Below are 20,200 nucleotides of genomic sequence, written 5' to 3'. Positions count from 1 at the left end.
CGGAGGAAGTGATCGGAAGAACTTCTCCAGAGTTGGACTTTGTAGTAGATCGAGAAGCTCGTGAAGAAAGAGTAACAGTCATTAAAGAAGGAAATCCTATTTCGCTTTTTGATTTGCAGTTTCGCACAAAATCAGGAGAGTTAGGAAATGCTTTGGGTGTAGTTGCAATCTTAAATCATAAAGGAGAATCTTTGGCATTTACACATTTGATTGATATAACGGAACAGAAAAAAACCGAAGAAGCATTACGAATTAGCCAAGAGCGATTGAGTTCTTTCATGGACTCTGCGATAGACGGTCTATCTCTTTATGATTCCGATCTCAATCTAATAGAGACGAATCAAGCAAGCCTAAAATGGTTTCGTTCCCTTCCGAAAGAAGAGTTAATAGGTAAAAATATGACTGAATTGGCTCCAGGTCTTGCGGGATCAGAAAGACTGACAGCATACCTGAATGTAAAGAAAACGGGCGAGCCTTTACTTCTAGAAAGTGTTCAACCTAAAGATTCACAATTAAATGCATATTATGTTACGATCAAAGCTTTTAAAGCTGGAGAAGGATTGGGTATAATCACTACCGATGTCACCAATGCTAAGAAAACTGAAATTGAATTGAAGCAAGCAAAACAAATTGCAGAAGACGCGAACAAAATGAAAAGCGAATTTCTCGCAAATATGAGTCATGAAATAAGAACTCCACTCAATGCGATAGTAGGTTTTTCAAGTATACTCCAAGAAAAGCTAGAAGGTAACAAAGAATATACGGAGTATTTAGGAAATATAATTCAGAGCGGCAAAGTATTGTTAAACCTGATAAACGACATTCTTGATCTTTCCAAAGTGGAAGCAGGTCGCATGGTGGTAAACAATCAACCTATAAGTTTGGATGCACTGATAAATGAAATACGCTCCGTCTTTGCATTGAGAGCAAAAGAAAAAGGAATAACGCTATCCATTGATATTGCAGGTGAGATTCCTTTGAGCCTAATTACAGATGAAAAATATCTTAGACAGATTTTCTATAATATAATTGGCAATGCAGTAAAATTCACAGATAAAGGAGGAGTTGCTATAACTGTTGCCATTATCCCCAAGAAGGAAGAAGATAGTAGAGTTGATTTACTATTTTCCGTTAAAGATTCTGGAATTGGTATTCCTGAAAGTGAATTTACAAATATTTTCGAGCCATTTAGGCAAGTAGTTATTCATAATAAAAGAACGAATGGGGGAACAGGTCTCGGTTTAAGCATTACGAGTCGCTTAGTGGAACTTCTTGGTGGAACTATTTCTGTAGCAAGCACGTATGGTCAAGGTTCGATTTTTAGTGTTTCCCTTTTTGATATAGAAATTGGTGTAATGAATAAGGATGATAAAACAAATGCAGATAGCAGTTGGCTTAAAAATATACACTTTCATAATCCGATTCTACTGATAGCAGAAGATATAATTTCAAACAGAAAGGTAGTAAAAGAATATTTAGAGCCATTCAATATCACTATAATAGAAACAGAAAATGGAAAAGAATGCATTGAAGTAGCACGTCAAAAAATACCTGACCTTATATTAATGGATATGCAGATGCCTGTGATGGATGGAGCAACAGCAATTAGTATCTTAAAATCGGACAATGATTTAAAACAGATACCCATCATTATCCTCACTGCATCGGCTATGACGCATGAAAAAGATAAACTAGGTAGTATGGCAAATGATTTTTTACTAAAGCCGATTTATAAATATGATCTACTTGCCTTACTTACAAAATACCTCCCTTACGAAGAGCCATCTGTGATTCCAATTAAAACAAACGCATTACCAATGGCTACATACGAAAAGTTACCAATAGAAATGAAGGCTATGTTCAATGAAAAATTTCTTTTGCGAATTATAAAATTACAGAAGACATTAAATTCAGACGACCTGCTGGATTTCCAAAAGGAGTTAGAAGTATTCGCGGTAAAACACAATATACCACAGCTAAATGAATACTCTATCCAATTAAAAGACAGCATTGATACATTCAATATAGAAATAATCTATGCCACATTGGAAAAATTATCCAGCTATATTAATGATGAGGAAAGAAAATGAAAACAACAAAGAAGCCTTTAATTTTAATTGTAGATGATACACCGAAGAATATTCAAGTATTGGGAAATATTCTTCGAGACAAGGGATATAGTATATCTGTCGCAACTTCAGGAAAGCAATCTCTCGAACTAGTAAAAACAGAAGAGCCTGATTTAATTTTACTCGATATTCAAATGCCGGAAATGGATGGCTTTGAAGTATGCGCGACACTAAAAGCAAATCCAGACACAAAAGAAATTCCAGTGATATTTCTTACTGCAATGGTTGAGTCAGAAAAAATAGTGCATGGATTTGAACTCGGTGCAGTGGATTATATTACAAAACCTTTTAATACAGCAGAATTGATTGTGCGAGTGGCAACTCAAATTGAAATAAAACAGTCACGTGAAAAATTAGTCGAACTAAATGCCACAAAAGATAAATTCTTTAGTATCATAGCGCATGATCTGCGTAATCCGTTCGCTGGCATTATAGGACTTTCGGAAATCATAGAGGCTGATCTGATTGAGAATACGAATGTAGATATCCCTGAGCTTTTGAAATACAACGAGATGATTCTTTCTACTTCAAAATCTGCATTTGATTTGCTTAATACGTTAATGGAGTGGGCAAAATCACAAACAGGGAAAATTACTGTTAATCTACAAAATATTTCGATAAATTGTCTAGTGGCGAATGTAATTCCACTTGTGCAAGGAAACGCACTGAATAAAAATATCGCAATCGAAAACGAATGTATGGAAGACGAGACAGTTTTTGCAGACGATTCCCTGACAAAGACAATCCTTCGAAACCTTTTAACAAATGCGATTAAGTTTACTCACCCAAACGGCAAAGTAATAGTATCCACACAAAAGAAAGAAGACTATTTTGAAATATCTGTAACGGATACAGGCATAGGGATTAATCCTAAAAACTTAGATAAAATCTTTAGAATAGATTCCGGAACTGATAAAGAAAAAGGAACTGGGCTTGGACTTATTTTGTGTAAAGAATTTGTAGAATTGCAAGATGGAAATATCAGAGTAGAAAGTGAATTCGGAAAAGGAAGTAAGTTTACTTTTACTTTGCCGCTAGGAAAGAAATGAAAAACAAACTAATAGCAGTAGATGATGATCTCAATATGCTAGAATTGATTCGAGTTGCTTTGGAAAAAGCAAACTTCGAAGTAATCTGCGCGACAAATGGAAAAGAAGCACTGGATTTATTTTTAGAAAATCCTACCCTAGTTGTGATTTCCGATTTAGATATGCCTGAGATGAATGGAAGAGAATTCATGATGAATGTATTTCAATCAGGTCATCATCCTGTTTTCATAATGCTCACCTCTGAGACAGAAGTTAAAAAAGTGGTGGAGCTTTTTAAAACTGGGATTCATGATTATATAGTTAAGCCATTTAATGCATCGGAATTTATAAATAGAGTGAGCAAAGCTTTTGAATTTGCGGAACTTAAAATCATAAGTGAAAACTTACAGAAAGAAAGAGAAATCCGAATTGAATACCAACTGAACTGGAATTTATACAAAGAAAATCTGATTAAAAAAGATTCTAGCAAAATGGAAGGCGGATTGATTACAAGTATTAACACAGGTCTAATCCAGGGTGCCGGACTCGGAACTCTAAATCCAATTGTTGACCTAATCAAGTCAGCGTCTGTATTAGAAGATAATCAATATACAGTTCCAAAGGATGTTCTTGATACACTTTTTGAAAATGCAGAGTATTCAAAAAAATTAGTCCAGACTATCGGAGACATTGAGTATGTGATTAACGTTGATTTGCCTAAAGATCATATTTCTATCCAAGAATTGCACAGAATAATTGAAGACGTTGTAAAAGAACTTATCCCCTATCAATCGGTTAGAGGCAATAGTGTAGCTGTAGCAAAAAATATTCAAACATCGAATACAAAAAAAATACAGATTAATTCTGATTATTTTAAGAAGGCTGTGAGAGAATTGTTATTCAATGCATTCAAGTTTTCGGATCAAGGCAGTAAAATTTATATTCTATTTGAAAAAATAAATGAAAGCTTTCAAATTTCTTTTTTAAACTCACCGGATTCAAAGACCAAAGAACAAAATGGAATCGGGCAGGGATACGAGAATATTATATTTGAACCCTTCTTTAGAATTTCTAAATATGTATTTGAATCTTTTCCAACTTTGGATTTCGGTCTCGGACTTTGCTATGTAGAAAAAATAATTCAAAACCACAAAGGAAAAATCAGAGTATCCAATCTAAAAAATTACATCGAAAAGAATAACCAAGTTCTAATTGATTTTTGTATAGAATTACCTTTTGTAGTTTGATAGAAAAAATACATTCTCTGCGCCTAACGCTGATTTTTCGGAAATGGATGAGATGGTGTATAGTTTGTATGGGGTGACGGAGGGGGCGATTGGAGGAATATGATAAAATTGTTGTGGCACAGCAAGGAAATTCTTCCAACTAAAGATTTAACACAAAGGTCACAAAGGTTTCACAAAGTGCACAAAGGTTAAATATCTTCCCTAGTGTTCTTTGTGCATACTTAGTGAGCTTTGTGTTAAAAAAACTGGGGGAATTTTCAAAAAAAATAGCATCTTAGGGCAGGGGGATTAAAAGTGCTACCATTCAACAAAAACTTAAAAGAAAAAGCATGCAAGTTAAGACGGAACATGACGCTTGCAGAAAAAAATATTTGGTCTCAACTATTTGCAAAAGATAATCTAAATGGATTAAGATTCTTGAGGCAAAAGCCTATTGATGAGTATATTGTAGATTTTTATTGTCATGAACTAAAACTCGTGGTTGAAATTGACGGAGAATCACACTTATCCGCAGATGCGAAGGAGTATGATGAGCATAGGACAAAAGTTTTGAATAGCTATGGAATTGAAGTTGTGCGATATACGAATGAAGAGATATTGAATCGTTTTGAAGATGTGGTGATAGATTTAAAAAGAAGAGTGCAGGAAAGGGTGATTAAGAAAAGTATTCTTTGAAAAAATCCCAGTCAAACAAATCACCGAGAAACAAGAACTTCCTTTTAAGAAACTCGTCTAGAAAATCATCGAAGCCAAAAAGAAAGACCCTGCTGCGGATACAGGCAAATGGGAGAAGGAGATTGATGAGATGGTGTATAAGTTGTATGGGTTGACGGAGGAGGAGATTTGGATTGTGGAAGGTTTGTAGGGGTAAGAATCCCCCTTGATCCCCCTTTGCAAAAGGGGGTTTTGTGGGAAGGTTTTCTTTGCAGTATAAGCAGAAATAGTTTCAAGTGTGACTTATTACAATTACCCCCTTTCGCAAAGGGGGGCAGGGGGGATTCCTAGAACGAAAAAGCAAAACTTAGAACATCAAAATTCATCAAAGGCCGTCCAGAGGCGAACAAAGCGCGTATAGATGTGAACAAACTACATAAAGAGATGAACAAACCCCGTCCAGAGGCGAACAAAGCCAGTCTAAGGACGAACAAATACCGATCGAAGACAAACAAACCACGTCTAGAGACAAACAAACCACGTCTAGAGATGAACAAACATCGTCTAGAGATGAATAAACCTCGTCCATGAGTCGAAATTTCCCAGCAGCTTCTTTTCACATTCAGCAAGCTCAGAGCATCGCTTCGTGTTCTTCGTGCCCTTCGTGGTTAATTCTTCTTTCTTAACTTAACATCAGATTGCAACTCCTTATTCCCCCAAATTTCAACTGTATAGCTCCAAGAAAAAATAGACTATACACCAAAAAATACTTGCAAAATAGAGGAAATATATGTCTCATGTCAGAAATATTTAGTTATAGGGAGGAAAACCATGACTACAACCCAAGAAAATTCTAACACCGAGGCGACAGCGCCGAACGATACCGAGGATACTCAGACTAAAGCGAAATCTAAGGCATACCAAAGACAAAATATCGCACAACGTCTAGTTATTAACAAAAGAGCTTTAGACAATATTAGGAGCAGTCCAGAAATCGCGGGGCAATTGGCTGTGTTTGGTTATACTCCTGAGAAAATCAATTCTTTTGAAAAATTATACAACGAGGCTGTAGAAGCAAACAGTCACCAACAAAAGGAATTTGGCGAGAAGGCGGAAGCTTATGCAGAATTCGAGAGGCTTTTTAGTGTCTCCAAAAAAAATTACTCGGGTGCGGTCAGCATTGCAAAAATCGCATTCAAGAAACAACCGGAAAAATTAACCAGACTCGGAGCCGACCAAGCCAAAAAGCAAACCATCAGTGGTTTAATCGACCAAATCTAAACTTTCTATGACAACGCACTTGCTGACGAAAGCGTAATCCAAGCCATGTCAGTCTACAGCTACGACCATAAGAAATTATCCGGCTTCAAAGGTGACTTTTTAAATGCTGTCTCTGCCTATAGCAATTTCTACCGCGAAAACACAGAAGCAGTCCTCGCCACAAAATCCAGAGATGAAAAAATCGAAGCTCTCGACGAATTCTATTCTGATCTAATCACCATTTCCAAAATCGCCTTCGCCAACAATTCGCAAATGCTAAAAGAAATCGCCTGAGGAGAATAAAGATTAGCCACTAAGTAGGGGACTGTGTAAAAGCATTCTTTTTACCACGAAGAACGCGAAGGACACGAAGAAAAAGAGAAAATTTCCTAGGAAATTTTGACCTTCGTGACCTTCATGCTCTTCGTGGTTTATTAAAATCTTTGTTTTTACACAACCCCGTTAGTAATAGAAACGCAAGTGATCATCGGTTTTCATCTTCCAATATTTCTACTTTATCATATATATCATCCAAAAGTAAAACACATTCAATCGAGGATAATTTTATTATACCCGATTCATCTGATTCAGAAAGAACCCACTTGCCTTCGGATGATTTCGTAAATACTTCTACCTTCTTATTCTCTGTAGATACCAAAACATATTCCTTTAGAGAAGAAATATTTCTATACGATTGGAATTTTTTACCTCTATCATATTTTTCAGTGGAGTCAGACAATACTTCCATAATTACGTTTGGGTTTGTAAGAGAATCTTCCGAATCATTTACAAATTTACTCTCGCCGCACACAATAGAAATATCAGGATAGGTGTAATGGTTGTATCTGTCTACCGCTACTTTCATATCAGATGGATAGACTACACAGGGTCGATCTTTAAACTTTCCGTGCAATGCTGCTATTAAATTACTCACGATCAGGTTGTGTTTCTTTTTAGCTCCTGCCATCGCAAATAATTCACCCTCATAGTATTCGTGCTTTTCTAAGGAGTTTCTTTCTATTTCAAAGTATTCCGATACAGTGATTTTTTTATGTGCGAGATTTCCCATTTGAGTTCCTACTATTCCTTTTATATACTTCTATAAGAAGAAAAATTGTCAATAGATAACTCAGGAATTGGGGAAGGCGGAAGAAGTGTCTTTCGTGAAAGAGAAAAATTCTCCCTCGGATAAAAAACCATCCGATGGGTAAGATTCTTCACCGAATATCGGTGATATCTGCGCCATCGGTGGTAATCAGTTTAAAATTTAGTTTCTACCTGTGCAATTTAAGTCTTCGTAAGCTATTACAAGTCTTTTGATCATAGTTTCTTGTGCTTTTCTTAACCAGACTCTTGGATCGTAGTATTTTTTGTTTGGTTTGTCTTCGCCTTCTGGGTTGCCCAATTGACCTTGGAGATAACCTTCCTTTTCTTTGTAGAAATTGAGGATTCCTTCCCAAGTTGCCCACTGAGTGTCAGTGTCGATGTTCATTTTTACAACGCCATAGCTGATTGCTTCTCTGATTTCGTCTCTGCTTGAGCCGGATCCACCGTGAAATACGAAGGTAACTGGTCTTGCATCTGTAGTGTTATATTTTTTGCTTACAAAGTCTTGTGCCTTTTTCAAGATTGGAGGTGTTAGTTTCACGTTTCCAGGCTTGTAAACTCCGTGAACGTTTCCAAAGGCAGCCGCAATGGTGAAGTTCGGGCTGATTTTTAAAAGCTCTGAATAAGCAAAGTCGATTTCTTCTGGCTTGGAGTAGAGGTCATCTTGTGATGCACCTGAATTGTCAACGCCGTCTTCTTCGCCGCCTGTTACACCTAATTCGATTTCTAAGAACATTCCCATTTTGCTCATTCTAGCAAGGTATTTCTTACAGATTTCGATGTTTTCAGCGATAGGCTCTTCGGAAAGATCTAACATATGTGAGGAAAATAGTGGTTTTCCTGTCTTTTTAAAATGCTCTTCGCCTGCATCGAGTAGTCCATCTACCCAAGGTAGAAGTTTTTTAGCACAATGGTCAGTGTGAACTACGACTGGAACGCCGTAATGCTCAGCAACTAAATGGATATGCTGTGCTCCTGAGATAGAGCCTAAAATGGCACCTTTCTCGCCTTCTACAGGAATTGCTTTTCCTGCAAAGAATTTTCCCCCACCATTGGAAAATTGTATGATGACTGGAGAGCCTGCTTTTCTGGCAGCTTCCAAGACAGCGTTTACACTATCAGTTCCCACACAATTAACTGCTGGCAATGCGAAGCCCTCAGACTTACAAATTGAAAACAATGTCTTTAGGTCTTCCCCAAATACTACACCCGGTTTGATTTTATCTAAAACTTTAATTCCCATATTTATATTTTATTTTTGCATAGGTTTTTTTTGCTATTTAGTTTTTGTTTTTTTAGAAAAAAAATCATTGGAATTGCCACCGAGGCACTGAGACACAGAGAAGAGGGAGGGAAAGGGTTTACCACGAAGAACACGAAGTTCACGAAGAGGGTTTAATGGGGGTCTACCTTTGTTGAGTAGGTAAAGTTTTACAAAATCCTGTGAATCTTGTAAATCCTGTCTAAAAACTCTTCTAGACATGATTTACAAGATGGACAAGATTAAAATTTTTAATTCATATTCTTAGAACATGTATTTTTACCTACTAAGTAAAGGTTGACCCGTTTAATGGAATCCTATTTTATACTCAAGGTAGAGTGGTTTTCGAAAACTGTCATAATGAGCTTGTCCGAATCTATGCTCAGGATGACAACTTCCGAAAACCAGTCTGACTTGAGTGTATTTCGAGTTCTGTGGCAATGCTTTTACATTGCTTCACAGTTCGGAAAATAAAAAAGACTTGAAACTCGAAGTTTACAACTTAAAATTAAAGAATGAGTTGCATGGTAAGTAGAAAAAAAAAGCATTACTTTGTGGATAAATGTTCTTATCTGCAAAATGAAATAGATGTTTGATAAAATGAGTTTATTAGTGTTAATGCAGAATTTCTTTAACCTTAGTCAGCGTAGCAAAGTTTTTTTGCAGATTTTAGTAGTTGCCGTATCTTATTTTTTTGCTGGAATGCTTGGATTGCAGATTGCATCTGTTGGCTCTCATATCAGTCTTTTCTGGGCACCTACTGGAATTGCGATTGCAGGACTACTTAGATTTGGAACTATTACAGGAATTGGAATTTGGATTGCTTCTTTTTTTGTAAATTACCTAATCGGATCATCCATTTTACTTTCTCTAGTCATTGCCTCCGGTAATACATTGGGACCGTTAGCCGCTGTATACTTTTTAAAAAAATTAAGATTTCGTATTTCCCTTGAAAGACGAAAAGATCTTCTACTCTATGTATTAATCGTTACCATTGCAATGGCAATCAATGCAAGCGTTGGTTCTATTAGTCTTTTTCTTTTTGGAGTATTGGATTATTCCAAATTGTCAGAGGCATGGTTGTGCTGGTGGCTCGGAGATGCGGTAGGCGCAATGGTCGCTGGCTTACCCTTTGTAAGTTATTCAGGTAAACGAGTTCTAAGAGAATTAAAAGGTTGGAAAGGTGTGGAAAATCTCTTTGTCCTCGCTTTGCTTTTTTTGTGTGGGGCTTTACTTTTTGGTATTCCTCCCTTTGTCATTATTTCCATCCCTGTTTTTTTGTTTGCATCCTTTATTCTGGTTAGCTGGCTTGGTCTTCGCAGTGGGGTGACTATTTCTTCTTTTGCTACGCTTCTGACTTCGGTGATTGGTGCATGGGCAACAGCAAATGGAAGTGGTCCGTTTGTGCAAGCCGGAATTTACAGTGGTCTTGGTTTACTCTGGGGCTATATGACAGCAATGACGATTCTATCTGTTCTTATCTCTGCACTTGTCTCAGAACTTTCTTCTAGCGATTTATTATTAACAGATCTATCAGATCAAGTGCCGGGAGTAATCTATCAATTCAAAATGGATTTAGAGGGTAATCGAAGTTTTCCTTTTCTTAGTCAGGGTTTTGAAGGTATATTCGGATTTTCCCCTGAATCAGTGCAGGAAGATGCAGGTCTTTTTTTTGAAGTGGTTTATCCCGAAGATTTAAAAATAATCGAAGATACAATGAAGTCTTCTTCTTTCATGCAGACTCCATTTCGAATTGAATTTAGAATTTCTTCTACCAAAAGAGAGCTTGTCTGGTTAGAGGCTCAGGGCATTCCTGAAATGTTAAAAGATGGATCTATACTTTGGAATGGTCATATTTCTGATATTTCTGTAAGAAAGCAGGCAGAAAAAACACTTCGAGAAAATGAAGAAAAACTTTATGGCTTATTTTCCCTATCTCCTATCGGGATTGCACTTACAGATATGAATGGGAAGTATCACGAATTCAACGATGCATTCCGATTGATTACAGGCTATACCGAAGATGAATTAAATCAATTGGACTATTGGAAGTTGACTCCCGAAAAATACAAAGACATGGAATTATTACAACTGAAATCGTTGAGTGAAACAAGAAAGTATGGACCTTATGAAAAAGAATATTTAAGAAAGGATGGAATTCTTGTTCCAATACGGCTAAGAGGTGTTTTGCTCACAGGCAAAGATGGACAGGAGTATATATGGTCACTAGTAGAGGATATTACAAATCAAAAAGACCAGCAACATAGATTAGAGATCATGGCGCATTACGATGCGTTGACGCAACTTCCCAATCGAATTCTATTAGCGGAAAGATTACAAGAAGCTATGCTTCATACTATTTCATCCGAAAAGTTATTAGCCATTTGTTATTTAGACTTAGACGAGTTTAAACCAATCAATGATCAATTCGGACATGAAGCGGGAGATCGATTTTTAATTGAAGTAGCGCGGAGGCTAAGACAGCTTTTGCGCGAGGCAGATACTGTTGCGCGGTTAGGTGGAGATGAATTTGTGTTGCTATTTACTAACCTGCAATCTATAGAAGAAGGCGAAGAGCTACTTTCTAATCTACTAAAAGAAATATCATTTAAGTATTCTTTGAAAGAAAATCTATTAGAAACTTCTGTGACAGCAAGCATTGGTGTGACATTTTTTCCAAATGATAGAGTTGATGCAGATGGATTGATTCGTCATGCTGACCAGGCAATGTATTTTGCAAAGCAAGCAGGTAAAAACAGATTTCATATCTTTGATTCAGAACTAGATAGACATTTTCGTGTAAAATACGAAGCGATTGCAAGAATTAGAATTGCATTAGAGAGAAATGAGTTTCAATTGTATTACCAACCCAAAGTAAATATGAGAACAGGAAAGGTAGTTGGGGCTGAGGCATTGATTCGTTGGATGCATCCACAAAGAGGAATTGTTCCTCCTTTGGAGTTTTTGCCGGTAATCGAAAATAGTGAGTTTTCCATTTCACTAGGAGAATGGGTAATCAATGAAGGATTAAGGCAGATGAACGAATGGGCGGCTAACGGTATTATGCTACCTGTGAGCGTGAATATATCTGCAAAGCATTTGCAACACAAATCTTTTCTGGGTAGACTGTCTGAATTTTTAAAAAAGTATCCGAATGTATCAGCGAATCAACTGGAATTAGAAATTTTAGAGACCAGTGCATTAGAGGATATCGCTAGAGTTTGCACGTTGATTGAAGAATGTAAGCAAATGGGAGTTCTATTTGCGCTTGATGATTTTGGCACCGGCTATTCCTCGTTAACCTATCTAAAACGTCTATCGACCGAAGTTTTAAAGATAGACCAATCCTTTGTTCGAGATATGCTCACAGACAAAGAAGATAAGGCAATTGTGCAAGGCGTAATTGGACTTGCAAAAGCATTTCATAGAAAAGTTATCGCCGAAGGTGTAGAGACAATTGAGCAAGGAATTCTTTTATTGGAAATGGGATGTGATCTTGCACAGGGTTATGGAATTGCCCGCCCCATGCCCGCCAAAGACTTTGCCCTTTGGGTAAATGCCTATAAGCCAGAACCCAAATGGAATATTTCCCCAATCAATATTTAGGTAATGATTATTTTTATGGTGTTACTATATTCTTTATTTGTCCTGAGACATCATCGACGGTATAAACACAGGTTGTTTCATTATACGTTTTGCCGCAGGCGGAATTTGGTAGTTCTTTGAAGCAGTTGCAAGCCACTCCCTTTTTTCCAATCACGTATATTTTTTCACAGGAAGGCTCTGCTACTTGATCTATTGTATAGGTTCTCCTTTTCTGCCAGAGTTTTAAAATACTCTCTGATTCTTTTAATGGCAATGCTGCGGCTAACAGTGCTCTATCGCGCATTTGGATACTGAGTTTTCTTGTATCACTGTTCAATGCTTTTTCGACTTCTAGTTTTAAATCTTTTGATTCACAGATTTTGGCAGTTTGACCCTGTGGACAAAAATACGCTGCATCACAGCGGGAATTTGCAAGCGTTGGAAGAACGGCAGAGCAGGGATAATTTGCATAAGCAACAGCGAGAAGAGCTGACGGCAAATACACAATAGCCCCTCGTTTCATTTCCCTTTCTAATTCACGACAAGCAAGCTCTCCTCCTAGATTTGAATCTGATTTTGCGATTCTAGTTAGAATGATTTCGGAAGCGGCATCTGTTTCATAATGCGGCTTAGAGTTGACTATCCGCTTCATATGAGCAATCATCGCGGGCATATATTCAGGATTACCTAGATCAGAGTAACGCACAGCTCGCTCTAAAGCAAGAATTTCAGATTCTTCCATGATCGCTTTTCGAAAAGTTGGAATTAATTTTGCTTTTTCCGGTGCGGATAAACGTAAGTATGCGTCATCCCAGGCTTGGAGATTATCCATTGAAATATGGCGATGCGCATTAAAAGAAATTGTTTTAATCAGTAAGTCGGTTACTGCTGCTTCGCCTCCAATTTGTTTTAGCTCTGTAACCAGTTCTTCAAATGAAAAATTGCCACATTTATTTCCTACCATATCAGAAGCTGCTACTTGCAACTCAGGCACATTCGTCCAATTGAAATTGTCCCCAAAGGAATAATCCTTGCAGTCTTTGAAGGATCGATATTCCGAGCCAATGTAAACTACGTGCCAGGAATCTTTTTTGTCACATCGGTAGGCAATTCTGTAACCAGCATCAGACTTATTGGTAGAAATGGCAGCTTCGGGTGCACCCGATTTTGAAAGAAAGCAGCCATAGGGAATCTCTCTATCCAAAACACCTCCCAATTGAATGGCAGCTTCTTGATAGGAACAAGTCCCTCCCCCGTAAAGCGTGATACAAGGTTTAGTGCTTACCACTCTTATAATTAACTCAGCTTGCAATGGTTCCTTGGTGTCTGCAATTTTGATTACCTTTGTGCTTGAGCATTGCAAGAGAACAGTGGAGAAATAGAGAACTACAATAGATAGAAAAACCGTTTTGCGGTTTATTGAGGGAGAGTTCATAGACATAGTAGCATAAGAATTCACAAAAAAGGAAGTTGGTCAATGTAAAAATGGGATTCTGCTGAAGGAAGCTTCCAAACAGTGGTGGAAAAATTATGTATCTTTGAGCATTTTTCTATTGAAATTAAAACAATTTCTGCATTTCATGTAAATTACCCTTTTGGGAATTTCTCTTATTATGTCTCCTTATGGCTGAAGATTTTACACATTTACATCTACATACCACGTATTCGATGCTCGATGGGGCGATTCGTATCCCTGAGCTAATGAAATATGTCAAAGCGCAGGGCATGTCCTCTGTTGCGATTACCGATCACGGGAATATGTTTGGTGCCATTGAGTTCTATAAAGAGGCTACGAAAAATGGAATTAAGCCTATTATCGGGTGTGAGTTCTATGTTTCCGCCAATCGCTCGGAAGAAAAGGAAATGGAAAGCATTCCCGATGGAAACGCTTACCATCTCATCTTGCTCGCCAAAAACGAAGTAGGCTACAAGAATATCATTAAACTTGCTAGCCGTTCCTATACAGAAGGCTTTTACAAAAAGGCTCGCATCGATTACGATTTGCTTGCGCGTCATAGTGAAGGACTTATTTGTCTCACTGCCTGTCTCGCAGGGGAAGTCCAAAGAAAAATCATCGAAGGCAATGACACTGCCGCACTTGCACTTGCCAATAAGCTAAATGAAATTTTCCGCAAAGAAGATTTCTACATGGAAATCCAAAACCACGGAATCAAAGAGCAAGACATTTGTGCAAAGGCGGTTTATAACTTTTATAAGAAGACTGGTATTCCTTTAGTCGTCACCAATGACTCTCATTTCTTAACAAAAGATGATCAAAGCGCGCAGGATATTTTACTTCGAATTGGAATGCAAAAGAAAATCGATGATGAAATGCGTTTTGGTTTTAACCAGGAGTTCTACGTAAAAAATCCTGCCGAGATGGCAAAACTATTTCCAGAAATTCCAGAAGCGATGCGCAATACTTTAGAGATTCGGGATAAATGCGATTTGACTTTCAAGTTTGGAAATAATCTTCTTCCTGATTTTAAAGTTCCAGAAGGCTACGACACAGAATCCTATTTATTAAAATTAGTAAACGATGGGATTAAGAAAAAATATCCAATCGTTACAAAGGAAATCCAAGACAGAGTTGATTTTGAGTTAAATACAATTCGCAATATGCACTTTGCTGGATACTTTTTAATTGTGCAGGATTACATTGATTTTGCGCGACGTTCCGGTATTCCTGTCGGACCGGGTAGAGGCTCCGCGGCAGGGTCTATTGTATCTTATGCGCTAGGCATTACTAATATTGATCCCCTACGTTATAATCTACTCTTTGAAAGATTCTTAAACCCGGATCGTAAAGATATGCCTGACGTGGATACTGACTTCTGTGTAGAAAAACGAGACCAAGTCATTAACTACATCAAAGAAAAATACGGCAAAGAAAAAGTAGGGCAGATCATTACTTTTGGAAGTCTTGCTGCAAAGGCTGCCTTAAAAGACGTTGCGCGGGTTCTCAATATTAGCTTCGCTGAATCAAACGAGATTTCTAAAGCGTTTCCTGCTAAACTTGGAATTTCTATTGCAGAGGCAGTTGATGTATCCAATGACTTAAAGCAAATCAAAGAAAAAAATGAAATCAATAAAAAGCTTTTTTATATCGCAGAGAAGCTAGAGGGTAACTACCGTCAGCCGGGACGACATGCCGCCGGTGTGGTAATCTCTCCTTATCCGCTAGAAGAAATTGTTCCTCTTTCCACTGTCGCCGAAAAAGGAAAGAACGGTCGCTCTATCGTAACTCAATACGACAAAGACCAACTAGAAAGTGTCGGTCTTATCAAGATGGATATTTTAGGACTCAAGAACTTAACTACACTTGATTATGCTGTTCACTTAGTAGAAAAGCGTCATGGAATTAAAATTGTTCCCGATGAGCTACCGATTGATGATCCAAAGACTTATTCCCTTTTAAAGAAAGCAAATACTCTTGGAATATTTCAGTTAGAGTCGAATGGTATTACGGATCTCGTGGCAAAGTCACAGGTCAATACATTCGAAGAAATCGTTGCCCTGATTGCCCTATATCGTCCCGGTCCAATGGACTCAGGGATGTTACAAGATTATTTAGACAGAAAGAGCGGCAAACAAAAAGTAGCCTATCCTCATCCATCCTGCGAGCCTATTCTAAAAGAGACCTTTGGTGTTGCCGTATACCAAGAGCAGGTAATGAGTATTTCGCGCGTAGTGGGTGGATTTACTATGGGTGAATCCGATGTATTGCGTAAAGCGATGGCAAAGAAAAAGCTTGATCTAATGGCTGATCTAAAAATCAAATTTGTCGCTGGTGCAAAGGCTCAAAGCATAGATGGAAAACTTGCTTCCGATTTGTTTGATTTGCTAGAAAAATTCGGTGGATATGGTTTTAATAAATCGCACTCTGTCGCCTACGCGCTAGTAACCTATCAGACTGCTTATTTCAAGGCGAATTATCCGACAGAGTATATGACAGCTCTTCTTGCATCTGACGGTAATGATACAAGTGCGATTGTAAAATTTGTAAACAACGCACGTGAAATGGGAATTAAAATTCTAAATCCTGATGTCACCGAGTCAGAAGCCTCGTTTAGTATTCCAGCGGATAATACCATACGCTTTGGAATTTCTGCACTTAAAGGTGTTGGGTCTATAGCGGCTAACAGTATAATTGAAGCTAGAAAAAAAGCAGGTGGCTTCAAATCTCTCAATGATTTTCTATTAAACGTAGATACACATAGTGTAAATAAGCGTGTGATTGAAGCACTCATTCAAGTAGGTGCGTTTGATTCTTTTGGTTATACACGCAAATGTCTTTTTGAATCAGTCGATGCAATTTCTAATTATGCGGCTAAGGAGCAAACGCGCAAATTAGAAGGACAGGGAAATCTTTTCATGGGTGGAAACTCTGAAACGTATTCTTTAAATCTTCCTAAGAACTCAGAGGAGTGGGAGCTAGATGAAAAATTAAAACGAGAGAAATTGGTCTCCGGTTTATTTCTTTCTGGTCATCCACTAGACAAATACAGAGCCAAGCTATCTACACTTTCTTCGGTCACGATTGAAAAAATTGATGCAGTATCTTCCGGCGCAAAAGTGGAATTATGCGGTATTGTCACAAGTCCAGAGGTAAAATACACTAAGAAGAATGAAGAGTTTATGAACTTCAAGCTAGAAGATTTTACGGGAGATATTGATTGCACTGTTTTTCCACGCACCTACGTAAAATTCAAAGAGATCATGAAAGAAGATCAGGCAGTCTTTATCAAAGGAATTTTACAGAAAGTAGAAATTGGAGAGGCTGAGCTTAGAGGACAAATCATTGTAAACGATGTAGAAATTCTAAACGAAGACAACTTAGTCGCAAAGCTAGAAAAATCTCTTCATATCAAGATCAATCCAAAAGACTTCGGTGACAATCAAGTGGTTAACAACCTGTATTCCATACTCACCGCATTCAAAGGCAACTCTACTGTATTCTTTCATCTGATAGGTGATCCAAATCTCAAGAAAGTCATTCGAGCGCATAATCATTATTCTGTGGAGCCGACACGCGAATTACTCTCCAGGCTGTCTCAACTCTTAGGAAACGATAGCGTGTTCTATACAATCGGCAACGAAATTTTGAAATACTCAGCTTAGTGTCTTTGAATCCAAACTCTAGAGTTCTTTCGCTTGACGTCTTTCGCGGCATCACTATTTTTTCTATGCTAATCGTCAATAACCCTGGAAGTTGGGGTCATATCTATCCTATTTTTAAACATGCAAAGTGGAATGGATTTTATGGAGCAGACTGGATATTTCCTTTTTTTCTTTTCATCATAGGATTTGCAATTCCAGTTTCTACTTCTAAATACCTTTCGAACGGAAAATTAGCATTACCCCTATTTTTTAAAATCGCAAAGCGAAGCTTGCTTCTTTTTATCCTTGGAGTTTTTCTAAATGGATTTCCTGAATTCAATTGGCAAAGTATTCGAATACCGGGAGTCTTACAGCGAATAGCCCTTGTTTATTTATTCTCAGCGACACTATTTTTATTTCTAGAGCGCAAACTAATTCTTAGCCTGTCTGTCCTAATGTTACTGATACACTGGTTTTTATTGACTCAAATTCCTGTGCCAGAAATCGGTATAGCAAGTTTAGAAATGGGAAAAAATTTGGCTGGTTGGATTGACTATTCTTTAATGCCAAAGCATCTCTGGATACACACTAAGACCTGGGACCCGGAAGGAATACTTGGGACGATACCCGCAATATCTTCTTGTCTATTCGGTGTTTATTATGGAAAGATATTTGTAGAAGAGAATCGATTCTCTACAGAGCAGTTTTACTTTGGCATCTTTTTGGGGATACTTTTGATAAGCCTCTCTTTTGTATGGGATATAGTCTTTCCGATTAACAAAGGACTCTGGACTGGCTCTTATGTATTACTCACAACTGGTCTTGCCATTTTAGTATTGCATTTACTCTATGATTGGATTGATGTTTCCAAATCGAAGATATGGCATAAGGCATTTGAAATTTTTGGAGTCAATGCTCTCGCTGCTTTTTTTCTTTCTAGTCTGTTTTCTAAAATTATAACCATTCCTTTTCTCTCTCATGCGAATGGAAAACAAATTGGACTCAAAACTTATCTCTATGCGCAATACTTCACTCCTTATTTTTCAACTTACAATGCATCGTTTGCTTGGGCGTTCGCATATACGCTTCTCTGGCTTGCCTTTTTTTTTATTCTCTATAAACGCAAAATATTTATTAAACTCTAAAATAGAATCTTCTTGTCTTTTTAATTAGGGATAGGATGTTTTACGGAATGTTTAAAATCCTTTTTCTAACTTTCCTTTTGTCTTTTTCGATTTCTCTTTTTGGCGAAGAGGAAGAAAAACCAATGTGGATGTCTGTTCGCATGACATCTGATCACAACTTTCGAGGCTATAATTATGCAGCACTCGCAAGTCAGAGAAACAATACTTCCTACACAAATTTTACTTTTGCCCCGGCACTCCAACCTCAATTTATCTACTCCACTCCATTAAAGGGACTTAAGACATTATTCTGGGGAAATTTTTTCCTAAATAATTTGAAAGATAGGGATAATGATATGTTTGTGCTCCAAGACGCTCCGGGAAAGGAGGAGCGTTTACCTGGTGTTATTTCCGATTTGCAGAATGGGAAAATGACCTATGATCCTAGCCGGACAAGAAGCTATCGAGAAAGAAATTCACTTAGTCGTTATGATGGTGTGTTTTTCGGAATCTACTATGATTGGAAAACTGCAATTGGAGATTGGTCGGTTGGAACCTGGATGTGGAATAATCTAAATCGTTTTGGTAAGTATTCCTGGCAGGAATGGTTTATTTGGTATTCGCCTCCAGTAGCGAAATGGGCAAATCCTAAGTTTCAATTTTTTCTGAATACTTCTTTTGATAACGGAGGCTCAGAGGGAACACCACTTGCCAATACAAATGGGCAGAATTATTATTCGTTTGAAGTTAGTCATCAATTTTTCGCAGACAAGCTAATTCATATTACCCCCAAACTGCAAACAGGGTATGTCCAGAATAATGACAACACAAATAAACGCTCCGGTATTTCCAATGCCATAGCATCAGTTCAATTTCTAATGGGTGCCGTTGACTTGACGCTTAACGTTTTATATCGTCCCGAAGCGAGGCTCTATGATACCTATGATCAGAACAGAAGCGATGGAAAACTTCCAGACCCTGCAAGACAATATGGAAACAACCGCGCCGTTTACGATGAGTTAAATCGACGTTATCCGAAAGAAGTTACGAATTCAATTTACAATGATTGGACATCAACAAAGTTTGTTCGCACTATTTTCTATTTCACTATGGGCTATACGATAGAGTTTTAACGAGGACGGTAGAAGGTTTTGTTCCCATACATTTTGGGGGAGTTGACAAATTTGTTTTATTCTTATATACCACTTCTCATAAATAAGTTCCGCTATTTTTCTAGAAAGGGGTATTCCCAATTTCCAAACGAAGGTCTTCTTGAATCAAATCAGAATTTACTTTTGGGAATTGGTATACTTGCGATGCATGAATGATACTATCTATGATACTGTCTTCTTTACTATCAAAGATACTCACAGAAAAAATTCAGTATATTTGATAGTACATTTAATGAAACAGAAATCAGTATCTTAGACAGAGAGCAAACTGGTTCAGAAAAATAATTGGCTTTATGCAGACCACAGAAATAACCAAAAGCTCTTGACAGTTATTTCTTTTTCATTTAGTGTTCTTCCGACGTGACCTTCAATGCATGTGATTCTTTACTAATATTTATCAATGCTAAAGTGGGATAAAAAAATGAATTCGATAATCAAAATAGATAAAGTTAAGCAGCAAAGATCGCAGAGAAAAGAAGTAAGAGCGAAGTCAATACTAGCCTTTATTTTATTAATTGGAATTCTTTTTGGGA

15 protein-coding genes (1 of these 15 running past the window's edge) are annotated in these 20,200 nt (G+C 37.5%); 11 read left to right on the top strand and 4 right to left on the bottom strand.

Annotated elements, in window-relative coordinates:
• The first annotated feature begins 8 nt into the window (after positions 1-8).
• The 6 genes from IPH52_20335 (at position 9) to IPH52_20310 (ending at position 6,612) form a co-directional block, all read left to right on the top strand.
• Entirely contained in the window at positions 9-2,090 is a 2,082-nt protein-coding gene (locus IPH52_20335; GenBank protein MBK7057349.1) for a response regulator, read from the top strand.
• Entirely contained in the window at positions 2,087-3,178 is a 1,092-nt protein-coding gene (locus IPH52_20330) for a hybrid sensor histidine kinase/response regulator (protein ID MBK7057348.1), read from the top strand. The genes IPH52_20335 and IPH52_20330 overlap by 4 nt, the downstream gene beginning before the upstream one ends.
• A complete protein-coding gene (locus IPH52_20325; GenBank protein MBK7057347.1) occupies positions 3,175-4,404 on the top strand; it encodes a response regulator in 1,230 nt (409 codons plus the stop codon). The genes IPH52_20330 and IPH52_20325 overlap by 4 nt, the downstream gene beginning before the upstream one ends.
• A gap of 348 nt (positions 4,405-4,752) precedes the next feature.
• Positions 4,753-5,079, top strand: coding sequence for an endonuclease domain-containing protein (locus IPH52_20320; GenBank protein MBK7057346.1), 327 nt, complete (start codon positions 4,753-4,755; stop codon positions 5,077-5,079).
• A gap of 810 nt (positions 5,080-5,889) precedes the next feature.
• A complete protein-coding gene (locus tag IPH52_20315) occupies positions 5,890-6,339 on the top strand; it encodes a hypothetical protein (protein ID MBK7057345.1) in 450 nt (149 codons plus the stop codon).
• A gap of 45 nt (positions 6,340-6,384) precedes the next feature.
• Positions 6,385-6,612: a hypothetical protein gene (locus tag IPH52_20310; GenBank protein MBK7057344.1), complete on the top strand. Its 228-nt coding sequence runs from the start codon at positions 6,385-6,387 to the stop codon at positions 6,610-6,612.
• 190 nt (positions 6,613-6,802) lie between these two features.
• Here IPH52_20310 and IPH52_20305 read toward each other — a convergent pair whose 3' ends face one another.
• Together IPH52_20305 and fbaA are read right to left on the bottom strand one after the other, a co-directional pair.
• Positions 6,803-7,387: a Uma2 family endonuclease gene (locus IPH52_20305; protein MBK7057343.1), complete on the bottom strand. Its 585-nt coding sequence runs from the start codon at positions 7,385-7,387 to the stop codon at positions 6,803-6,805.
• 198 nt (positions 7,388-7,585) lie between these two features.
• Positions 7,586-8,668, bottom strand: coding sequence for a class II fructose-bisphosphate aldolase (gene fbaA / locus IPH52_20300; GenBank protein ID MBK7057342.1), 1,083 nt, complete (start codon positions 8,666-8,668; stop codon positions 7,586-7,588).
• Positions 8,669-9,346: 678 nt separating this feature from the next.
• Between fbaA and IPH52_20295 the strand changes: the two genes are divergently transcribed.
• A complete protein-coding gene (locus IPH52_20295) occupies positions 9,347-12,292 on the top strand; it encodes an EAL domain-containing protein (GenBank protein MBK7057341.1) in 2,946 nt (981 codons plus the stop codon).
• Between the two features lie 13 nt (positions 12,293-12,305).
• Here the strand turns inward: IPH52_20295 and IPH52_20290 are convergent, their stop codons facing one another.
• A complete protein-coding gene (locus tag IPH52_20290) occupies positions 12,306-13,706 on the bottom strand; it encodes a hypothetical protein (GenBank protein ID MBK7057340.1) in 1,401 nt (466 codons plus the stop codon).
• 188 nt (positions 13,707-13,894) lie between these two features.
• Here IPH52_20290 and dnaE point away from each other — a divergent pair, with 188 nt between their 5' ends.
• The 3 genes from dnaE to IPH52_20275 are packed head-to-tail and all read left to right on the top strand — an operon-like array spanning position 13,895 to position 19,628.
• Positions 13,895-17,392 (top strand): DNA polymerase III subunit alpha, encoded by a 3,498-nt coding sequence (gene dnaE, locus IPH52_20285; GenBank protein MBK7057339.1) that lies wholly within the window; start codon positions 13,895-13,897, stop codon positions 17,390-17,392.
• A gap of 5 nt (positions 17,393-17,397) precedes the next feature.
• Entirely contained in the window at positions 17,398-18,516 is a 1,119-nt protein-coding gene (locus IPH52_20280; GenBank protein ID MBK7057338.1) for a DUF5009 domain-containing protein, read from the top strand.
• 47 nt (positions 18,517-18,563) lie between these two features.
• Positions 18,564-19,628 (top strand): hypothetical protein, encoded by a 1,065-nt coding sequence (locus IPH52_20275; GenBank protein ID MBK7057337.1) that lies wholly within the window; start codon positions 18,564-18,566, stop codon positions 19,626-19,628.
• 100 nt (positions 19,629-19,728) lie between these two features.
• On the opposite strand, the gene IPH52_20270 is transcribed toward IPH52_20275, so the two are convergent.
• Entirely contained in the window at positions 19,729-19,866 is a 138-nt protein-coding gene (locus IPH52_20270) for a hypothetical protein (GenBank protein MBK7057336.1), read from the bottom strand.
• 222 nt (positions 19,867-20,088) lie between these two features.
• Here IPH52_20270 and IPH52_20265 point away from each other — a divergent pair, with 222 nt between their 5' ends.
• Positions 20,089-20,200, top strand: partial view of a DUF1566 domain-containing protein gene (locus IPH52_20265; GenBank protein MBK7057335.1) — the 5' end (the start) only. Its footprint extends 1,844 nt past the window's final position; only the first 112 of its 1,956 coding nucleotides appear in the window; the start codon lies at positions 20,089-20,091; its stop codon lies beyond the right edge, outside the window.

The organism is Leptospiraceae bacterium (assembly GCA_016708435.1).
In the GTDB taxonomy this organism is placed as follows: domain Bacteria; phylum Spirochaetota; class Leptospiria; order Leptospirales; family Leptospiraceae; genus UBA2033.
Note: the sequence above shows the minus strand (reverse complement) of the source record. Positions and strands in the feature narration are given on the sequence as shown.

Bases quoted from the DNA above. Each gene is read 5' to 3' on its own strand.
- IPH52_20330 (MBK7057348.1), top strand. From the start codon at position 2,087: ATGAAAACAACAAAGAAGCCTTTAATTTTAATTGTAGATGATACACCG.
- IPH52_20325 (MBK7057347.1), top strand. From the start codon at position 3,175: ATGAAAAACAAACTAATAGCAGTAGATGATGATCTCAATATGCTAGAA.
- IPH52_20320 (MBK7057346.1), top strand. From the start codon at position 4,753: ATGACGCTTGCAGAAAAAAATATTTGGTCTCAACTATTTGCAAAAGAT.
- IPH52_20315 (MBK7057345.1), top strand. From the start codon at position 5,890: ATGACTACAACCCAAGAAAATTCTAACACCGAGGCGACAGCGCCGAAC.
- IPH52_20310 (MBK7057344.1), top strand. From the start codon at position 6,385: ATGTCAGTCTACAGCTACGACCATAAGAAATTATCCGGCTTCAAAGGT.
- IPH52_20305 (MBK7057343.1), bottom strand. From the start codon at position 7,387: ATGGGAAATCTCGCACATAAAAAAATCACTGTATCGGAATACTTTGAA.
- fbaA (MBK7057342.1), bottom strand. From the start codon at position 8,668: ATGGGAATTAAAGTTTTAGATAAAATCAAACCGGGTGTAGTATTTGGG.
- IPH52_20290 (MBK7057340.1), bottom strand. From the start codon at position 13,706: ATGAACTCTCCCTCAATAAACCGCAAAACGGTTTTTCTATCTATTGTA.
- dnaE (MBK7057339.1), top strand. From the start codon at position 13,895: ATGGCTGAAGATTTTACACATTTACATCTACATACCACGTATTCGATG.
- IPH52_20275 (MBK7057337.1), top strand. From the start codon at position 18,564: ATGTTTAAAATCCTTTTTCTAACTTTCCTTTTGTCTTTTTCGATTTCT.